The sequence below is a fragment of the Lysobacter soli genome, assembly GCF_003382285.1.
Lineage (GTDB): Bacteria > Pseudomonadota > Gammaproteobacteria > Xanthomonadales > Xanthomonadaceae > Lysobacter_J > Lysobacter_J soli.
On record NZ_QTJR01000002.1, the window covers coordinates 237828 to 254329 of the forward strand.

Below are 16502 nucleotides of genomic sequence, written 5' to 3' on the forward strand. Positions count from 1 at the left end.
AGGCGATTCACCTCCGCCGGAACGCGTAGACCACCGCGCCGATTACCAGCGCGATAGCCGCGGCGATGAGGTTCGCCACCTGCGCGCTCGCCAGCAGCGCGAGGCTGAGCACGATCGCCGCGATCGGGATCAACGGCCCGCCGGGCAGTCGCAGTGCGCCTTCGCGATCGCCGTGTTTGTGCCGCAGCACGAGCACCGATCCCGCGGTGCCGAGGTAGGTGCACAGTCGCGACACCACCGACAACAGCGCCAGCTGCACGAACGATCCCGACAGCGCCAGCGCGAGCGACACCGCGCCGATCAGCACGATCGAAACGGCCGGCGTGCGGAAGCGCGGATGGATCGCGCCGAGCCAGCGCGGCCCGTAGCCGTCCTGCGACAACGCCAGCAGGTAACGCGGCGCCATCAGCACCGTGTTGCTGCTGGTGCCCAGGATCGAGATGCTCGCGCCGACCGTCATCACCAGCGCGAGCCCTTCGCCAGAGAAGCGCGAAGCGGCTTCGGCAAGCGGCGTCGACGAATGCGCGAGATCCGGCAGCGTTCCCAGCGCGACCCACTGCACGCTGACGTACACGAACGTCACCGTGGCGATCATCGTCAGCAACGCGAAGGGCACGTCACGGCGCGGATTGCGGTATTCGCCCGCGGCGGCGGGCAGGTTCTCAAAGCCGGCGTAGGCGAACAGCAGCAACAGCGCCGCCTCGGCGAGTGGGCGCGCGGTGAGCGGTGCGGTGGACGATGCGGCGAGCGAGGTGTCGACGAAGAAGACGCCGATCGCGACGAACAACGCGAGCGGCACGAGCTTTCCGATCGCGAGCAACACGCCCGCGTTCGCGGCCGCGCGCACGCCGACGACGTTGATCGCCACCAGCAACGCGATCGAGCCGCTCACGATCGACACGCGCGCCCAGCCGGCGTCGGCGGCGGGCCAGAAATGCGTGACCGCTTCGGCCAGGCCGTTGGCGAGCGCGGCGGCGGTGGCCACGCGCGTGAGCAGCAGCATCCAGCCGACTTCGAAGCCGATGAAGGGACCGAACGCTTCGCGCGCGTAGAGATAACCGCCGCCGGGTGCATCGAAATAGCTCGCCGCCTGCGCGTAGCACAGCACCAGTAGGCTCACGGCGAGCCCCGCGAGCAGCACCGCCCACAGGCTCGCCGGCCCGAGCAGCGCCGCGGCTGCGGCCGGCAGCAGGTAGATGCCGCTGCCGACGACGTCGTTGATCGACAGGCCGACGATCTGCCATCGGCTCACGGCGCGCAGCGTTCCGGGCGTGGTGCGTGGATCCGTGGGCGTGCTGTCCAACGCGGTGTTTCCCCGTGGTCGGCTGGCGCCCAGAGTGCCCGTCGCATCGGCGCACCGCCAGCTGCAGCGCGTCACAAACGCGAAAGGCCGCCGGTTCGCACCGGCGGCCTTCGCGGTTCGTGCTGTCAGCGCGTTCGACTCAGAAGTCGTAACGCAGCTGGATCTGCGCCAGGTCCAGGTCGGTGTCCTCGACCTCGAAGCGGCTGTATTCGCCGCGCAGCGCGACGTTGTCGGTGAAGCGGTACTGCACGCCCACGCCGTAGGTCGGATCGGTGCCGTTGTCGTCCGTGTTGCCGACGATGGACGGGATCGCGCGGTCCAGGTCCCAGCGCTGCACGCCGGCCTTGCCGTAGATCGAGAAGTGGTCGGTGACCGGAACGGTGCCGACGGCGGTCAGGTAGACCGAGCTGGCTTCCAGCGGCGTGCCGGTGCCGCGAGGCTCGAGCTTGCCGAAGTCGGCGTAGCCGCCTTCAAGCCCGAAATAGCGGTTGAACTGGTAGCCGCCGAAGACCGAGTACGCGGTGTCCTCGTCGTCGTACGCGCCTTCGTCCACATAGGACTGGCCGACACCCGCGCCGGCGTAGAAGCCCTTGTCGGCGGCCTGCGCGCCGAAGGCGGCGGCGCTGGCGATGACGGCGACCAGGGCGGTGGAGAGCACTTTGTTCTTCTTCATTGCGAATCGACTCCTGCATGCGCGCCGCCATCGGGGGGGGGAGCGGCGCTTCATCGCGACGGGTCCTGGCGGAATGCCTGGGCGGCCATCGCTGCACGAAGGAGATGGGCGTTGCGTGCGCGGAACAAAGGCCGGACTTCGGGGAAACACTGTCCCGTGACTGGAACTGTTCGCGCGAACGTGGGGGTGTTTGCGCAATCGGGCGGGATGGTCATGGTGCGCGATGCGACACGCCACCGCGGCTAGGATCGGGTGCGCCGGGCCGGAATCCGCCCGCGTGGGGAAATTCCTCCTTCCTCCAACGTGCGCCGCAACGTCGGCGCGCGCTCATCCCACTGCAATGGAGTCATGCGATGAACATCAAGGGCCTGCTGCTTGCCGCAGCGTTGTCGATTCCCCTTCTGGCGATGGCGAGCGAGGCCTTCGACGTGCAGGAGGTGATCGTCAAGCAGGAACGCCTGCGCCGCGCGGTCGACAGTGGCGCCGCAGGTTTCAGCGAAGTGCCTTCCGCAAAAAAGCAGGAAGTGCTGCAGCGGCAGGACGAGCTGCTCGCCCTCATCCGCGGCCGCAGCTATGCCGAACTGTCCGAAGCCGAGCGCACGCAGGCGAACGAGCAGATCACGTGGCTCGACAGGACCGCGACGCAGGTCGCGGACGAACGCCTGGTGTGCGAGCGCACGAAGGTCGCCGGAACCAATCGCGTCACGCGCGTATGCATGACGGCTCGCCGCAAGCGCGAAGCGTTGGAAGCGGCGCAGAAGTCCATGACGGGGCCGAAGATCTCGCCGCAGTACGATCTGACGACGCCGGGTGGTCGCCCGCCCGGCGGCTGATCGCCAACGCGATCACACTCCGCGCACCTCGAACAGAAAACGCACGCGGTGGGGTTAAGTCCGCGTGCACGAGGCGATCGGGGGCACGCGCACGTTCACGCATCGGCGCGCACAGTAGCGCGGCGAATCGGCTCGGGCCGGATCGCGAGGCCCCGCAGAGGGCCGGGTACTTCGGGCGTGTGGCGCGAAAGGCGGCTGCGGCCGCCTTTCGCTTTCCTGGAGGCCTGCCATGGACAATTCGCCCCGCGGTTCCAACCGGCGGCTGCACTGCGCCGCATGCGACAATGGCACACGATGAACAGTCCCCTGGATCTTGCGCACCTTCGCCGCAGCTGTTCGCAATGCTCGCTCCAGCAGCTCTGCCTGCCGGCCGGCATCAGCGGGCCTGAACTCGATCGCCTGGACGACATCGTCCGCCGCCGCCGCACCATCTCGCGCGGCGAACGCCTGTTCCGCATCGGCGACTCGCTGGCTTCGGTCTACGTCGCCCGCGACGGCGCGTTCAAGACGGTCACGCTGAGCGAGGACGGCGACGAGCAGGTGCTCGGCTTCCACCTGCCGGGTGAACTCATCGGACTCGACGCGCTCGGCGGCGGTTCGCATCGCTGCGAAGCGGTGGCGCTGGGCGATGCGAACGTGTGCGAAGTACCGTTCGACCAGCTCACCGAAGTCGCGGCGCAATTGCCGGGCTTGCAGCAGCAGCTGCTGCGCGTCATCGGCCACAGCCTCAATCGCGACCACGACCACATGGGCATGCTGGTGCGGCGCCAGGCGAACGAACGCATCGCGCTGTTCCTGCATGGCCTGGGCGAACGTTTCCGCCAGATTGGCCAGTCGGCGACGCAGTTCAGGCTGCCGATGAGCCGCGAGGACGTTGCGCGTTACCTCGGCCTTGCGCTGGAAACGGTGAGCCGCGGCTTCACGCGGTTGCAGGAGGACGGCGTGATCGACGTGCATGGGCGTCGCGTGGACATCGTCGACCTCGAGGAACTCACGCGACTGGCCCACGGCGCGGAAGACCAAACTCCGCGCGCACGCCGCACGCGCAACGCGACGTAATCGACCCCTCACGCCGATGGCGTGACGCATCCCAGCGCGGACAACACCGCGTGCAGTTCCGGCACCTGCATCAGCCACGGGGCCGACAGCGTCAGCAGTCCCGCGACCATCACCAATCCCGCGCCCGCATTGCGCCAGCGCGTCTGCAACCAGCGGCCAAGGCGCGCGCCGCTCCACGTCAGTGGCAGCATCACCGGCAACGTGCCGACGCCGAAGGCGAGCATCGTCAGCGCGCCGTGCAGTGCGCTCGCCTGCAGCCACGCGGCGGCGAGCAGCGTGGTGCTCAGCCCGCACGGCAGCCAGCCCCACAACATCGCCAGGCCAATGCGCTTGGCGCGCGAATCCGCCGGCAGCATCCGCTGCTGCAGCGGGCGCAACCACGCCCACATGCGCGCACCTGCGCCGCCCAGCGCCGAGAAACGCCCGCGTCGATCGAACAGACGCAGCGCGACGGCGATCAACACCAGTCCGACGAGCATGCGAAGCGCGGTCGCCAGCCCGTCCATCCGCGCGACACCGACGATGCCGTGGCCGAGGCCACCGGCGATCGCACCGGCGATGACGTAGCCGCCGATGCGCGCGAGGTTCGCTTCGAGCGCCGGTGCGATCGAGCGTCGAACCGTCGTGGCTCCAGCGCGCTGCGCGCTCACGGAAAAGCCCGTCGCAATGCCGCCGCACATCGCCGCGCAGTGCGCGCCGCCCAGCAAGCCGCTGAGCGATGCCGCGCCGAGCGTCAGCCAGTCAATCGGCATGCTGATCGACCTCAGTGGATTCGCTCGCCGGATCGCGAACCGGCGCCGGCAGCGGGTCCTCGCGAAGGATGTCGATGGCCGGCGTGTCGAGGTCGTCGAACTGTCCGCGGCGCACCGCCCAGACGAACGAAGCGAGCGCGATGCCCAGCAGCACCAGGCTGATCGGCACGAGCAGCAGCAGGATGTTCATGCGGCTCTCCTTTCGTTGCGTTGGCCGCGGCTCAGCCGCAGCGCGTTCAGCGTGACCAGCAGCGACGAGCCTGCCATGCCGAGCGCCGCGATCCACGGCGTCACGTGTCCCGTCGCAGCCAGCGGAATCGCCAGCACGTTGTAGCCCAGCGCCCACGCGAGGTTCTGCCGGATGATGCGCTGCGTGCGCCGCGCCAGCGCGATCGCCTGCGGCACGCGCAGCAGCGACGGGCTGGTCACGACGAAATCAGCCGCGCGCTGCGCGAGGGCGGCGCCTTCGGCCATCGCGAGCGAGACATCGGCGCCGGCGAGGACGGGCGCGTCGTTGATCCCATCGCCAACCATCGCGACGACGTCGCCGCGCGCCTGCGCCTCGCGCACGCGGGCGAGTTTTTGCTCGGGCGATTGCCGCGCCAGGACGTCGTCGATGCCGACCTGTCGTGCGAAGCTCGCGACCGCCTCGGTGGCATCGCCGCTGCACAGTTCCACCGCGATGCCGGCCTCGCGCAGTGCAGTGATGGCCTGACGCGCGCCATCGCGCATGGTTTCGCGGACGGTGATGCGCGCGAACGCACGCGTCCCGTCGCCGAGCCACAGCGCGCCATCGTCCGCCTGTCTGGCGGCAAAGTCCGCGCGCCCAAGGCGCCAGCGCACGCCTTCGATATCGCCTTCGATGCCGCAGCCGGCCACGGCCTGCACGTCGTGCGCCGTGCGATTGGCCGCGATGTGCGCGAATGCCTGCGCGAGCGGATGCGCGCTGCCGCGCTCGAGCGCCGATGCAATCGACAGCGCATCGAGCGCGTCGAGGTTCCCCAATGTCGCGACGCTGTCGAGTTCCGGATGCCCGTTGCTGAGCGTGCCGGTCTTGTCGAGCACGACGCGATCCACGCGGGCCAGCGTCGACAGCGCATCCTCGCGTACGCCCAGCACGCCGATGCGGGCGAGGGCGCCATTCGCCGTCGTCAGCGCGGTGGGAATCGCCAGCGACAGCGCGCACGGGCAGCTCACGACCAGCAGCGCGAGCGTGACTTCGAGCGCGCGTGCGGGCTCGTGCACGTGCCACCACGCAAACGTCGCGACGGCCCACAGCAGCAGCGCGACGACGAACCCGCCGGCCACGCGTTCGGCTGCTCGCGCCAGACGCGGCCGTGCAGACTGCGCCTGCTCGACCAGGCGCGTGAGCTGCGAAAGACGCGTGTCGGCGCCGGTGCGCACGACGCGCAGGCGCGCCGCGTGTTCGCGGCAGACGCTGCCGGCGAGCGCGGCGTCGCCGGCTTCGCGTCGGGCCGGCGTAGATTCGCCGGTGATGAGTGCTTCGTCGAAGGACGCGGCGCGATCGAGCAGCACGCCGTCCGCCGGTACCGCTTCACCTGCCGCCACGCGCAGCACGTCGCCGATGGCGATTTCGCCCAGCGGAACCTGCTCGGTCGAGCCATCCTTGCGTTCGCGCAGCGCGAGTGCCGGACGCGCCCGCGCGAGCGCATCGACCTGCGCACTGGCGATGCCCCGCGCGCGCTGTTCGAACATGCGCGCCACCAGCAACAGCAGCACGAACATCACCGCCGCGTCGTACCAGACGTGCGTGCCGCCGCGCAGCGTTTCGACGAGGCTGGCGACGTACGCCAGCAGGGTCGAGCCGGCGATAAGCGTGTCCATGCCGACACGGCGGCCGCGCAGTTCGCGCCACATGCCTTCCAGGAACGGCCAGCCGGAATAGAACACGACCGGTGTGGAGACGAGGAAGGTGATCCAGCGGAAGAAATCGCGCGTGGCGACCGGCATCTGCTGCGCGGTGTCCAGATACAGCGCTTCGGCGAACATCATCGCCTGGATCGCGCCGAGTCCCGCTACGCCCAGTCGCAGCAGCCAGCGGCGGCGTTCGCGGCGCTGTGCCTGCTCGCGTGCGTCCCCGGTCGCCAGCCACGGGCGATAACCTAGCGCGGCGAGGCGTTGCATCAGCGTCGACAGCGCGACGCGCTGCGGATCCCACGCGACCACGACGCGGCCGGTCACCGCGTTGGCGCCCGCGTCGAGCACGCCGGGATGCCGGCGCAGTGCGCGATCGATCAGCCACGCGCAGGCGGCGCAGCGCATCGCGTCGGTGAGCACGGTGATCTCGCGCCCGCCGGGGACGACGCGTGTGTGTTCGGCGAGCACGACGTCGCGATCCCACGCGCCGAAATCGGACGCATCGACCTGCACGCGGCCGGCGGGTGAGGTGCGCAGCGCGTAGTAGTCGCCGAGCGCGGCTTCGCGGATCCACGTCGACGCGGCCGCACACCCGTTGCAGCAGAACGCGCGGTCGCCGTCGCGAACGGCATCCGCCGCAAGCGTCTCGCCGCAGTGGTGGCAGACGCCGATGTCGGCGGTGCGGGTGTCGCGCAGTGGCAGCGCCGCATCCATTGCTATTCGCCGGTAAACGCTGGGGCCAGATGCGCTGCACCCTGGCCGGCGACGAGGCGGCCCCGCAGGCGCCATTGCGCGTCGGCGGGCGTGAGTTGAAGCAGCCAGTCATGACCGGTTTCGAGTGCGAGATCCGCGTGCCAGCCGAGTTCGCTGGGCTTCAACTCGACACGCACATCGCGCGACGCATCGCTCGGATGCGAGAGCGTAAGCGACAGCGGTACATCGCGCGGCACGTCGCCATTCGCGAACCCGCCGCCGACGGGCAATAGATCGACCCCTTTCGCGTCCACGTGCAGCACGGCCGACAGTTTCATCGACCGTGCGCGCTCGTCGGGGCCGAGTTCGGTCGTCTGGATCTGCGCCGTGCGCTGCACGGTGTCGATCACCGCATCGTCGCCACCGCTGCGCAGCGCGACGACGACGAGCCCGACGCCGGCCACGATCGACAGCAACGGAAGGCCGATGACCATCCACATCACGGGATTGCGGAATTTCACGGCCAGACTCATCACATCGGTCCGAAGAAGGTCGAGGCCACGTCGGCATTCGCGGTGCCGTCGACGCGTTCGACATGGAAGGTCACCGCCTGCTTGCCGCGGACGCCCTCGGGCGCGGACAGCACCAGCGGAAGGTTGAGCACCTGCTCGGCGTCGGCATTCACCGTCTGCGGCCCGCCGCGTAGTTCGATGCCGGCCGGCGCCTGCACCCGGATGCGGAACGCATGTGGCGCGACATCCTTGTTGACGAGCTTGAGCGTGTAGGTGTTCTCGATGCGATCGTCCGCGGCTTCGCGATAGAGCGCGTTGCGATCGCGCAGCACCTCGGCGATCAGCGGGCTGCGATGGCCCACGCCCCACGCCCACGCCACGCACAGCGCCAGCAGCAACAGGCCGTAGAGCAGCACGCGGGGACGCGCCACGCGCGTGGGCTTTCCGTCGATGGCGTTCTGCGTGGAATAGCGGATCAGGCCCTTCGGATAGCCCATCTTGTCCATCACCGAGTCGCAGGCGTCGATGCAGGCGCCGCATGCGATGCACTCGTATTGCAGGCCGTTGCGGATGTCGATGCCGGTCGGGCAGACCTGCACGCAGATCGTGCAGTCGATGCAGTCGCCAAGTTGTTCGGGTTCGAACTTCGGCAACGGCTGCGCAACGAGGCCGACGTCGGTGACGGCTGTCGTGCCCGCGGCACCGAGCGTGACCGCGTTGCCTTGCCGTGCCGCGCGGAACACGAAGTCGTAGGCGGTGGCGGGATCGAGCAGGCCGCGGGCGCGTTCGAGCACGCTGCCCAGGCCGCGCTTGCGCGGGCCGCGCGGTTCGCCGCGCATGGGGTCGTAGGCGATGATCAGCGTGTTGCGGTCGAACATCGCGCTCTGGAAACGCGCGTACGGGCACATGTACTTGCAGACCTGTTCGCGCAGGAAGCCCGCATTGCCCCACGTCGCCAGCGCGTAGAACAGCACCCAGAACGTCTCCCAGCCGCCCCAGCCCGGCGCGTTGCCGAAGAACGGCGCGCGTGCGGCGAGGTCGGTGATGGGCGTGAAGAAGCCGACGAAGGTGAAGCCGGTCCAAAGCGCGAACACCAGCCACAGCACGTGCTTTCCGCCTTTGCGCAGCAGCTTGTGGGCGGTCCACGGCGCGGCGTCGAGCTTCATGCGCGCGTTGCGGTCGCCTTCGGTCCAGCGCTCCATCCACAGGAACACTTCCGTCCACACCGTCTGCGGGCAGGCGTAGCCGCACCACAGGCGCCCGGCAATGGCGGTGAAGAAGAACAGCGACAGGCCGGCGATGATCATCAGCACCGCGAGCAGGAAGAAATCCTGCGGCCAGAAGTTCAGGCCGAACACGTAGAACTTGCGCGCCGGAAGATCGAACAGCACCGCCTGGCGGCCGTCCCAGCGCAACCACGGGAACACGTAGAACATGCCCAGCAGCACGACGACCGCGACGTTGCGCCAGGTCTGGAACACGCCGCTCACGCTGCGCGGGTAGATCTTCCGCTCGCTGACGTACAGCGCGTTGCCGCCGTCGTCGAGGAGGTCGATCGAGATCTTCTTGTTCATCGCGGTATCGACTACTCGGGCCGCAGTGGCCCGTTGAAACGGCTGGCCGGGCGTAGGAGCACCCAGGTGAAGGCGCTGGATGCGCCGGTGGCGATCCAGAACATGAAAAAGCCCAGGCTGTACCCGAGCGTGCGTGTCATCGGCAGGTGCGGGAAGGTCATGTCGCGCAACGCGAGCGGATCGACGTATGCGAAGAACACCATCGTCGCGACGCACGCGGCGAAGAAGCTGGGCCACAGGATCGCCCCGAGCCGCTGCGAGAGCGGTCGGGGCGGGTGGTCGAATCGCGGTGCTGGCTGGCTCATGGCAGCGTGCTCGCCTCAGGAGTTCAACGTGTCGCGGTCACCGTCGACTGGGTGGGATGCGACAGCGACCAGACATACGCCGCGGCCAGGCGCGAGCGCGTCTCGCCGAGCGTGTTGCGCCATGCGGGCATCACGCCGTGGCGGCCGTTCTCGATCGTGTGGCGCAGGCTCTCGCTGCTGTTGCCGTAGAGCCAGTAGTCGTCGGTAAGGTCGGGCGCACCCATCGCGGTATTGCCTTTGCCGTCCACGCCGTGGCACGCGATGCACACGCCGTTGTAGAGCGCCTTGCCCTGCGCGGCCATGTAGTTGTTCTGCATGGTGTCCGGGTTCGACAGCGTGCGGACGTAGGCGACCACGTAGTCGACCGCGTTGTCGCCGCCCATGCCGGTGAGCACCTTGCCCCATTCGGGCATCACGCCTTCGCGGCCTTCCAGCACCGAGTGCAGCACGTCGTCCGGGCTGCCACCCCAATGCCAGATCTGGTCGGTGAGGTTCGGGTATCCGACGGCACCCTGCGCCGTGGAGCCGTGGCAGGTCGCGCAGGTGTTGTTGAAGATCGAACGGCCCAGCGCGACGGCGTTGGGATCGCGTGCGATGACGTCGATCGACTTGCCCGCGTACGGCGCGAAGGTCTGTTCGAGCTTCGCATCGTCGCGCGCCTTGTCGGCGGCCTGTTCGCGTGCGGAGGTCCACTTCGCCACGCCCGCGAACGCGCCCAGTCCCGGATACCAGACCAGGTACACGATCGCGAAGACGATCGTGATGTAGAACAGGTTCACCCACCAGCGCGGCATGGGCTTGTTGTATTCGGTGAGGTTGCCGTCCCACACGTGGCTGGTGTCGGTGGGGGCGGGATCGCCCGGCCGGCGCTTGCCGGTCCACCAGATCAGCCAGACGCAACCGAGGATGTTGATCGCGACGATCGCGATGACATAGATCGACCAGCCGGTGGTCATTGCCGTTTCTCCCGGTCTTCATCGAGCGGCAGCTGCGCGGCCGCGTCGAATTCGTTCTTGCGCTTCGGGCTCCAGGCCCACACCCAGCCGGCCACGAACAGCACCAGCAGGATCGTCGTGACGATTCCGGACAGCATGGTCAGCCTCCCCTCGGAGCGTGGCGGCCCAGGCCCTGCAGGTAGGCGACGACCGCATCGAGCTCGGTCTTGCCGTCCACCGCGGCCGGCGCGCCGGCGATGTCATCGGCGGTGTACGGATCGCCGATGGTCTTGAGCGCCTTCATGCGCTGCTGCACCTGTTCGCCGTCGACCTTCGCCTCGGCGAGCCACGGGAAGCCGGGCATGTTGGACTCGGGCACGACGTCGCGCGGGTTGTGCAGGTGCACGCGATGCCAGTCGTCGGAATAGCGGCCGCCGACGCGCGCCAGGTCCGGCCCGGTGCGCTTGGAGCCCCACTGGAACGGGCGGTCGTACACCGATTCGCCCGCGAGCGAGTAATGGCCGTAACGCTCGGTCTCGAAGCGCAGCGTGCGCACCATCTGCGAATGGCAGTTGTAGCAACCCTCGCGGACGTAGACGTCGCGGCCGGCGAGTTCGAGCGCGGGATACGGCTTCACGCCGGGCAGGGGCGTGATGGCTTCGGCCTGGTGCATCAGCGGGACGATTTCCGCCAAGCCGCCGAAGGACACGGCCACGGCGATCAGCACCGCCATGAGGCCGACGTTGGTTTCGACTTTCTCGTGTGAATGGCTCATGTCGTCGGCCTCAGGAGATCGTGCTGGCGTGTGCGCTGGCCGCATCCGGCGGCATCACCGGCGTGGGCACGAGGTCGCGCGCCTGCTGCCAGGTGCGGATCACGTTCCAGGCCATCACGAACATGCCGGACAACACGATCAGGCCGCCGAGCAACCGGCCGAGGTAGTAGGGATACGTGGCGTTGAGCGCCTCGACGAAGCTGTAGGTGAGCGTGCCGTCGGGGTTGGTGGCGCGCCACATCAGGCCCTGCATCACGCCGGCGATCCACATCGACACGATGTAGAACACGACGCCGACCGTGTGCAGCCAGAAGTGCAGGTCGATGGCCTTCACCGAATACATCCGCGTCTGGCCGAGCAGTCGCGGCAGCATCGAATAGACCGCGCCGACGGAGATCATCGCGACCCAGCCCAGTGCGCCGGCATGCACGTGGCCGACGGTCCAGTCGGTGTAGTGCGACAGCGAGTTGACGGTCTTGATCGACATCATCGGACCTTCGAAGGTCGCGATCATGTAGAACGACACCGCCACGATGAGGAACTTCAGGATCGGATCGGTGCGCAGCTTGTCCCACGCGCCCGAGAGCGTGAGGATGCCGTTGATCGCGCCGCCCCAGCTGGGCGCCAGCAGCACCAGCGAGAACACCATGCCCAGCGACTGCGCCCAGTCCGGCAGCGCGGTGTACTGCAGGTGGTGCGGGCCGGCCCACATGTACACGGCGATCAGCGCCCAGAAGTGCACGATCGACAGCCGGTACGAATACACCGGGCGGTTGGCCTGCTTCGGGACGAAGTAGTACATCATCCCGAGGAAGCCGGCGGTCAGGAAGAAACCGACCGCGTTGTGCCCGTACCACCATTGCGCCATCGCATCGACCGCGCCGGTGTAGAGCGAATACGACTTGCCCAGGCCCACCGGCATCGCCATGTTGTTGACGATGTGCAGCAGCGCGACGGTGATGATGAAGGCGCCGTAGAACCAGTTGGCGACGTAGATGTGCTTCACGCGCCGCTTGACGATGGTGCCGAAGAACACGATCGCGTACGACACCCAGACGATGGTGATCAGGATGTCGATCGGCCATTCGAGCTCGGCGTATTCCTTGCCCTGCGTGAGGCCCAGCGGCAGCGTGATCGCCGCGGCGACGATGACCGCCTGCCAGCCCCAGAAGGTGAACGCGGCCAGCTTGTCGAACGCCAGCCGTACGTGGCAGGTGCGCTGCACCACGTGGTAGCTGGTGGCGAACAGCGCGCAGCCGCCGAAGGCGAAGATGACCGCGTTGGTGTGCAGTGGCCGCAGGCGGCCATAGCTCAGCCACGGTACGTCGAAGTTGAGGGCCGGCCAGTACAGCTGGGCGGCGATCAGGACGCCGACCGCCATGCCGACGATGCCCCAGACCACCGTCATCGCGGTGAACTGGCGCACGATCTTGTCGTTATAGGTTTCTGGTTGGGTATGCATGATGGACACTCCCGAGCGGCAGGGCCGGGGTCGGCGGCATGTTAGGAACCCGTTCATGCGCCGCGCTTGATTTCGATCAAAGCGTCGGCTACGCGATTCAAACGCAAACGGATGAGCCCGGCGGACCGTTCGGCGGCTGCCGGTGCGGTCCTGTCATGCAGCGGGGGTGTGTCGGTCAGGCGCCCACGGCGTGCGGCTGGATGACACCCGTGGCAATGCCGACGGCCACCAGCGCGATCAGGGCGACCGACAGGGCGATGCGGCGGGTCAGTGCATTGACGGCGCGCTTGCTCTCGCCGCGGTCGGTGAGCATGTAGTACAGCGCCGCGCCGAGGTTGTAGACGATCAGCGCGAGGAAGCCGACGACGAGCAGGGTCTTCATGTCAGCTCCGGGCTGCGGTGGTCGAAAGGGCACTCAGCCGCCCGAACCAGCGCATGCGCACCAGCAGCGCCGCGGCCATGACGCCCAGGTAGAGCCCGTACGCCAGCGAGGTCGCGAATACCTGCTTCCACATCGGGCCGAAGCCGGCATCGGCGTGTGCCATGCCCCAGTACATGCCGGCGAAGGCCGCCGCCGTGGCGGCCGTCAGCGCGATCGAATCGAACGCGAACCGCGCCGGCCCGCGCGGCTGCCGCGGGTAGCGCCAGAACAGCACCGACAGCACCGCGAACCACGGCGCGAACAGGATCAGGGCGAGATGCAGCTGTACGCCGGTGGACATCGGGCACTCGGAGGGAGCTCGGACGGTGCGCGCAGTCTAGGGTGACCGTATCAGTTCCAGTAGAATCAGAAAGCCGCTCGAAAAACCGTATCAGTTGCCCGAGGACGCCCGGTGAAGCGCTACGAGGCCCTGGCCGAGGATCTGGCCCGCTCCATCCAGTCCGGCGCGTTCCGTCCGGGCGAACGCCTGCCATCGGTGCGGCAGACCACCACCGCGCGGCGCATCAGCCCGTCCACCGTGTTCCAGGCGTACTACCTGCTGGAAGCACGCGGCCTGATCGAATCGCGCGCGCGTTCGGGTTATTACGTGGCGGCGCGGCCGTCGCGACTTCCGCCGGAGCCCGAGACCTCATCGCGTCCCGACGGCGACTCGCGGCCGGTCGACGTGAGCGAACTGGTGTTCGATGTCCTGCAGTCGGCGATGCATCGCGACCTCGTCCCGTTCGGCTCGGCGTTCCCGAGTCCGCTGCTGTTTCCGCTGCCGAAACTCGGCCGCGCGATTGCCGCCGCCGCGCAGGATCTCGACCCGTGGAGCACCGTCGACGACCTCACTCCCGGACAGGCCGAACTGCGCCGGCAGATCGGCCTGCGTTACCTGATCGACGGCATCGACGTGCCCGCCGACGAAATCATCGTCACCAACGGCGCGCTGGAGGCGCTGAACCTCGGCATCGCCGCGGTGACGCGACCGGGCGATGCGGTGCTGGTCGAATCGCCGTGCTTCTACGCGGTGCTGCAGTCGCTGGAGCGCAACGGCCTGCGCGCGATCGAAGTCCCGACGCATCCGCGCGACGGCGTCGATCTGGACGCATTGGAACAAGCCATCGCGCGCCATTCGCCGCGTGCATGCTGGCTGATGCCGACCTTCCACAATCCCCTCGGCGCGACGATGCCCGACGACGCCAAGCGCGACCTCGTCGCCCTGCTCGCGCGTCATGGGATTCCGCTGATCGAGGACGACGTCTACGCCGAACTGCATTACGGCGCGCGCCGTCCGTTGCCCGCGAAGGCATTCGATCGCGACGGTGGCGTGATCCACTGCTCGTCGTTCTCGAAGTGCCTGGCGCCGGGTTATCGCATCGGATGGGTGGCGGCGGGGCGCTTTCGCGACACCATCGCGCGGAACAAACTCACCACCACGCTCAACACCAACGTGCCCGCGCAACGCGCGATCGGCCGTTACCTGCAGGGCGGTGGATACGACCGGCACCTGCGTCGCCTGCGCGCGACGCTCGCCGAGCAGCAGGCGAAGTACATCGAAGCGATCGCGACGCACTTCCCGGAAGGCACGAAGGTCACGCGCGCCTCCGGCGGCTACTTCGCCTGGATCGAGCTGCCGGAAGGCCGCGATGCGCTGGCACTGCATCGCCGCGCGCTGGACGCGGGCATCAGCATCGCGCCCGGGCCGATCTTCTCGGCGAGCCGGAGTTTCCGCAACTGCGTGCGCATCAACTACGGGCACCCGTTCGATGCGCGGACGGAGCAGGGGTTGAAGACGCTGGGCGCGTTGGCGTAGTTCTTAGCCCCTCTCCCGCGAGCGGGAGAGGGGCTGGGGTGAGGGCAGCTTTCGCGGCGCCGCACGTCCAGGTCGTTCTGGCAGACGCCTATACGACGCGCGAATACTTGGCGCTCGTAGCATGCGGCTGCCGCAGATACGCGTCGAAGCACATTGCGATGACGCGCAACAGCAGCCGCCCCTCGCGCGTGGCGACGATACGATCCGGCTCGATCCACACCAGCCCGTCGTCCTGCAGCAGCTGCAGGCGCGCCAACGTATCGGCGAAGTAGTGCGTGAAGTCGATGCCGTGCGCGCGCTCGATCGCGCCCATCGACACTTCGCCCTGGCACATCAGGCGCTGGATGACGTCGGCACGAAGCTGATCGTCCGGGCTCAGGCGCAATCCGCGCCATACGGGAAGACGCGGCGCGTCGATCGCTTCCTCCCATGCGGGAAGATCGCGTGGATTCTGGCTGTAGCTGTCGCCGATGCGGCTGATCGCGCTGACGCCGAAACCGATCAGGTCGCAATCGGCGTGCGTCGTGTAACCCATGAAGTTGCGGTGCAGTCCGCCGCGCGCCTGCGCGAGCGCGAGCTCGTCGTCGGGCAGCGCGAAGTGGTCCATACCGATGTAGACGTAACCCGCTGAGGTCAGCCGCTCGATCGCAAGGCGCAACAGGTCGAGCTTGAGTTCGTTCGACGGCAGGTCTTCGGCGCGGATCTGCCGCTGCGGTTTGAAGAGCTCTGGCAGGTGCGCGTAGCTGTACACGGCGAGCCGATGCGGGCGCGCGGCGATCACGATGTCGAGCGTGCGCGAGAAGCCGTCCAGTGTCTGCAAGGGCAGCCCGTAGATCAGGTCGACGTTGACCGAGCGCATGCCGTGCGTGCGGCACGCGTCGATGATCGCCAGCGTCGCGCCGACATCCTGCTCGCGATTCACCGCGCGCTGCACGTCCGGATCGAAATCCTGAACGCCCAGGCTCGCGCGGTTGAAGCCCGCGTCGGCCAGCTCGGCGATGTCGTCCGGCGTTAGTTCGCGCGGATCGAGCTCGATGGAGATGTCGCGTTGGATGTCGTCGCTGAAGCGGAAGTGGTCGCGCAGGTCCTGAACGGTCGCGCGCAGCTGCGCAGGCGTGAAGAAGTTCGGCGTGCCACCGCCGAAGTGCAGCTGCACCACTTCGCGATCCGGATCGAACAGCCCGGCCATCATGCCGATCTCGCGCGCGAGCCGCGTGCGGTACGGCTCGCTGCGCGCGCGGTCGCGCGTGATGACGCGGTTGCAGCCACAGTAGAAGCACGGGTTCGTGCAGAACGGGACGTGGACGTAGAGCGACAGGCGGCTCGGGATCGGATCGCCGTTGCTGGCCTGCGCCGCGTCACGCAGCTGCGCGATGTCGAAGTCGGAGCTGAACTGGGGCGCGGTGGGATAAGAGGTATAGCGCGGCCCCGGCCGGTCGTAGCGGCGCAGGAGTTCCGTGGGAAAAGTCGGCGCAGTGGACATGCGCGGAGCCTATCGACGGCCATCCGCC

Annotated in this window: 18 protein-coding genes; 3 read left to right on the forward strand and 15 right to left on the reverse strand. The window is 68.2% G+C overall.

From position 1 onward, the window contains the following. Positions 1 to 7 precede the first annotated feature (7 nt). Both DX912_RS04315 and DX912_RS04320 read right to left on the reverse strand, forming a co-directional pair. On the reverse strand, positions 8 to 1303 hold the full coding sequence (locus tag DX912_RS04315) for an APC family permease (RefSeq protein ID WP_115841243.1): 1296 nt from the start codon (positions 1301 to 1303) through the stop codon (positions 8 to 10). Between the two features lie 139 nt (positions 1304 to 1442). Next, the gene (locus tag DX912_RS04320) at positions 1443 to 1976 is read right to left on the reverse strand and encodes an outer membrane beta-barrel protein (RefSeq protein WP_181902701.1); all 534 of its coding nucleotides are present in this window, start codon (positions 1974 to 1976) and stop codon (positions 1443 to 1445) included. A 353-nt stretch (positions 1977 to 2329) separates the two neighbouring features. On the opposite strand from DX912_RS04320, the gene DX912_RS04325 reads away from it, so the two are divergent. Together DX912_RS04325 and fnr are read left to right on the forward strand one after the other, a co-directional pair. Further along, positions 2330 to 2809 carry a hypothetical protein gene (locus tag DX912_RS04325; protein WP_115841245.1) on the forward strand — a complete coding sequence of 160 codons (480 nt, stop codon included), beginning with the start codon at positions 2330 to 2332 and terminating at the stop codon, positions 2807 to 2809. Positions 2810 to 3103: 294 nt separating this feature from the next. Further along, entirely contained in the window at positions 3104 to 3868 is a 765-nt protein-coding gene (gene fnr / locus DX912_RS04330; protein WP_181902702.1) for a fumarate/nitrate reduction transcriptional regulator Fnr, read from the forward strand. An 8-nt stretch (positions 3869 to 3876) separates the two neighbouring features. Here fnr and DX912_RS04335 read toward each other — a convergent pair whose 3' ends face one another. The 12 genes from DX912_RS04335 to DX912_RS04390 all read right to left on the reverse strand — a co-directional run bounded on the left by DX912_RS04335 (position 3877) and on the right by DX912_RS04390 (position 13476). Further along, a complete protein-coding gene (locus DX912_RS04335) occupies positions 3877 to 4620 on the reverse strand; it encodes a sulfite exporter TauE/SafE family protein (RefSeq protein ID WP_115841247.1) in 744 nt (247 codons plus the stop codon). Beyond that, entirely contained in the window at positions 4610 to 4810 is a 201-nt protein-coding gene (gene ccoS, locus DX912_RS04340; RefSeq protein WP_115841248.1) for a cbb3-type cytochrome oxidase assembly protein CcoS, read from the reverse strand. The genes DX912_RS04335 and ccoS overlap by 11 nt, the downstream gene beginning before the upstream one ends. Beyond that, the gene (locus DX912_RS04345; protein ID WP_115841249.1) at positions 4807 to 7212 is read right to left on the reverse strand and encodes a heavy metal translocating P-type ATPase; all 2406 of its coding nucleotides are present in this window, start codon (positions 7210 to 7212) and stop codon (positions 4807 to 4809) included. Before DX912_RS04345 ends, ccoS begins: the two co-directional genes overlap by 4 nt. Positions 7213 to 7214: 2 nt before the next feature. Further along, positions 7215 to 7724 (reverse strand): FixH family protein, encoded by a 510-nt coding sequence (locus DX912_RS04350; protein WP_115841250.1) that lies wholly within the window; start codon positions 7722 to 7724, stop codon positions 7215 to 7217. Beyond that, positions 7724 to 9277, reverse strand: coding sequence for a 4Fe-4S dicluster domain-containing protein (locus DX912_RS04355; RefSeq protein ID WP_115841251.1), 1554 nt, complete (start codon positions 9275 to 9277; stop codon positions 7724 to 7726). The genes DX912_RS04350 and DX912_RS04355 overlap by 1 nt, the downstream gene beginning before the upstream one ends. Before the next feature lie 11 nt (positions 9278 to 9288). Continuing rightward, positions 9289 to 9582, reverse strand: a complete 294-nt coding sequence (locus tag DX912_RS04360) for a hypothetical protein (RefSeq protein ID WP_115841252.1) — start codon at positions 9580 to 9582, stop codon at positions 9289 to 9291. Positions 9583 to 9605: 23 nt separating this feature from the next. Further along, on the reverse strand, positions 9606 to 10538 hold the full coding sequence (gene ccoP / locus DX912_RS04365; RefSeq protein ID WP_115841253.1) for a cytochrome-c oxidase, cbb3-type subunit III: 933 nt from the start codon (positions 10536 to 10538) through the stop codon (positions 9606 to 9608). Further along, positions 10535 to 10675, reverse strand: a complete 141-nt coding sequence (locus DX912_RS04370; protein WP_115841254.1) for a cbb3-type cytochrome oxidase subunit 3 — start codon at positions 10673 to 10675, stop codon at positions 10535 to 10537. Before DX912_RS04370 ends, ccoP begins: the two co-directional genes overlap by 4 nt. A gap of 2 nt (positions 10676 to 10677) precedes the next feature. Beyond that, positions 10678 to 11292, reverse strand: a complete 615-nt coding sequence (ccoO, locus tag DX912_RS04375; RefSeq protein ID WP_115841255.1) for a cytochrome-c oxidase, cbb3-type subunit II — start codon at positions 11290 to 11292, stop codon at positions 10678 to 10680. 10 nt (positions 11293 to 11302) lie between these two features. Then, on the reverse strand, positions 11303 to 12754 hold the full coding sequence (gene ccoN, locus DX912_RS04380) for a cytochrome-c oxidase, cbb3-type subunit I (protein WP_115841490.1): 1452 nt from the start codon (positions 12752 to 12754) through the stop codon (positions 11303 to 11305). A 175-nt stretch (positions 12755 to 12929) separates the two neighbouring features. After that, positions 12930 to 13136 carry a twin transmembrane helix small protein gene (locus DX912_RS04385; protein WP_115841256.1) on the reverse strand — a complete coding sequence of 69 codons (207 nt, stop codon included), beginning with the start codon at positions 13134 to 13136 and terminating at the stop codon, positions 12930 to 12932. A 1-nt stretch (position 13137) separates the two neighbouring features. Next, on the reverse strand, positions 13138 to 13476 hold the full coding sequence (locus tag DX912_RS04390; protein WP_115841257.1) for a hypothetical protein: 339 nt from the start codon (positions 13474 to 13476) through the stop codon (positions 13138 to 13140). Between the two features lie 111 nt (positions 13477 to 13587). Between DX912_RS04390 and DX912_RS04395 the strand changes: the two genes are divergently transcribed. Next, positions 13588 to 14991 carry an aminotransferase-like domain-containing protein gene (locus tag DX912_RS04395; protein ID WP_115841258.1) on the forward strand — a complete coding sequence of 468 codons (1404 nt, stop codon included), beginning with the start codon at positions 13588 to 13590 and terminating at the stop codon, positions 14989 to 14991. 88 nt (positions 14992 to 15079) lie between these two features. On the opposite strand, the gene hemN is transcribed toward DX912_RS04395, so the two are convergent. Beyond that, on the reverse strand, positions 15080 to 16474 hold the full coding sequence (hemN, locus tag DX912_RS04400) for an oxygen-independent coproporphyrinogen III oxidase (protein WP_115841259.1): 1395 nt from the start codon (positions 16472 to 16474) through the stop codon (positions 15080 to 15082). Positions 16475 to 16502 lie beyond the last annotated feature (28 nt).

Excerpts from the sequence above, each read along its gene's own strand:
- DX912_RS04320 (WP_181902701.1), bottom strand. The coding sequence starts at position 1,976 with ATGAAGAAGAACAAAGTGCTCTCCACCGCCCTGGTCGCCGTCATCGCC.
- DX912_RS04325 (WP_115841245.1), top strand. The coding sequence starts at position 2,330 with ATGAACATCAAGGGCCTGCTGCTTGCCGCAGCGTTGTCGATTCCCCTT.
- fnr (WP_181902702.1), top strand. The coding sequence starts at position 3,104 with ATGAACAGTCCCCTGGATCTTGCGCACCTTCGCCGCAGCTGTTCGCAA.
- DX912_RS04335 (WP_115841247.1), bottom strand. The coding sequence starts at position 4,620 with ATGCCGATTGACTGGCTGACGCTCGGCGCGGCATCGCTCAGCGGCTTG.
- ccoS (WP_115841248.1), bottom strand. The coding sequence starts at position 4,810 with ATGAACATCCTGCTGCTGCTCGTGCCGATCAGCCTGGTGCTGCTGGGC.
- DX912_RS04345 (WP_115841249.1), bottom strand. The coding sequence starts at position 7,212 with ATGGATGCGGCGCTGCCACTGCGCGACACCCGCACCGCCGACATCGGC.
- DX912_RS04350 (WP_115841250.1), bottom strand. The coding sequence starts at position 7,724 with ATGAGTCTGGCCGTGAAATTCCGCAATCCCGTGATGTGGATGGTCATC.
- DX912_RS04355 (WP_115841251.1), bottom strand. The coding sequence starts at position 9,277 with ATGAACAAGAAGATCTCGATCGACCTCCTCGACGACGGCGGCAACGCG.
- DX912_RS04360 (WP_115841252.1), bottom strand. The coding sequence starts at position 9,582 with ATGAGCCAGCCAGCACCGCGATTCGACCACCCGCCCCGACCGCTCTCG.
- ccoP (WP_115841253.1), bottom strand. The coding sequence starts at position 10,538 with ATGACCACCGGCTGGTCGATCTATGTCATCGCGATCGTCGCGATCAAC.
- DX912_RS04370 (WP_115841254.1), bottom strand. The coding sequence starts at position 10,675 with ATGCTGTCCGGAATCGTCACGACGATCCTGCTGGTGCTGTTCGTGGCC.
- ccoO (WP_115841255.1), bottom strand. The coding sequence starts at position 11,292 with ATGAGCCATTCACACGAGAAAGTCGAAACCAACGTCGGCCTCATGGCG.
- ccoN (WP_115841490.1), bottom strand. The coding sequence starts at position 12,754 with ATGCATACCCAACCAGAAACCTATAACGACAAGATCGTGCGCCAGTTC.
- DX912_RS04385 (WP_115841256.1), bottom strand. The coding sequence starts at position 13,136 with ATGAAGACCCTGCTCGTCGTCGGCTTCCTCGCGCTGATCGTCTACAAC.
- DX912_RS04390 (WP_115841257.1), bottom strand. The coding sequence starts at position 13,476 with ATGTCCACCGGCGTACAGCTGCATCTCGCCCTGATCCTGTTCGCGCCG.
- hemN (WP_115841259.1), bottom strand. The coding sequence starts at position 16,474 with ATGTCCACTGCGCCGACTTTTCCCACGGAACTCCTGCGCCGCTACGAC.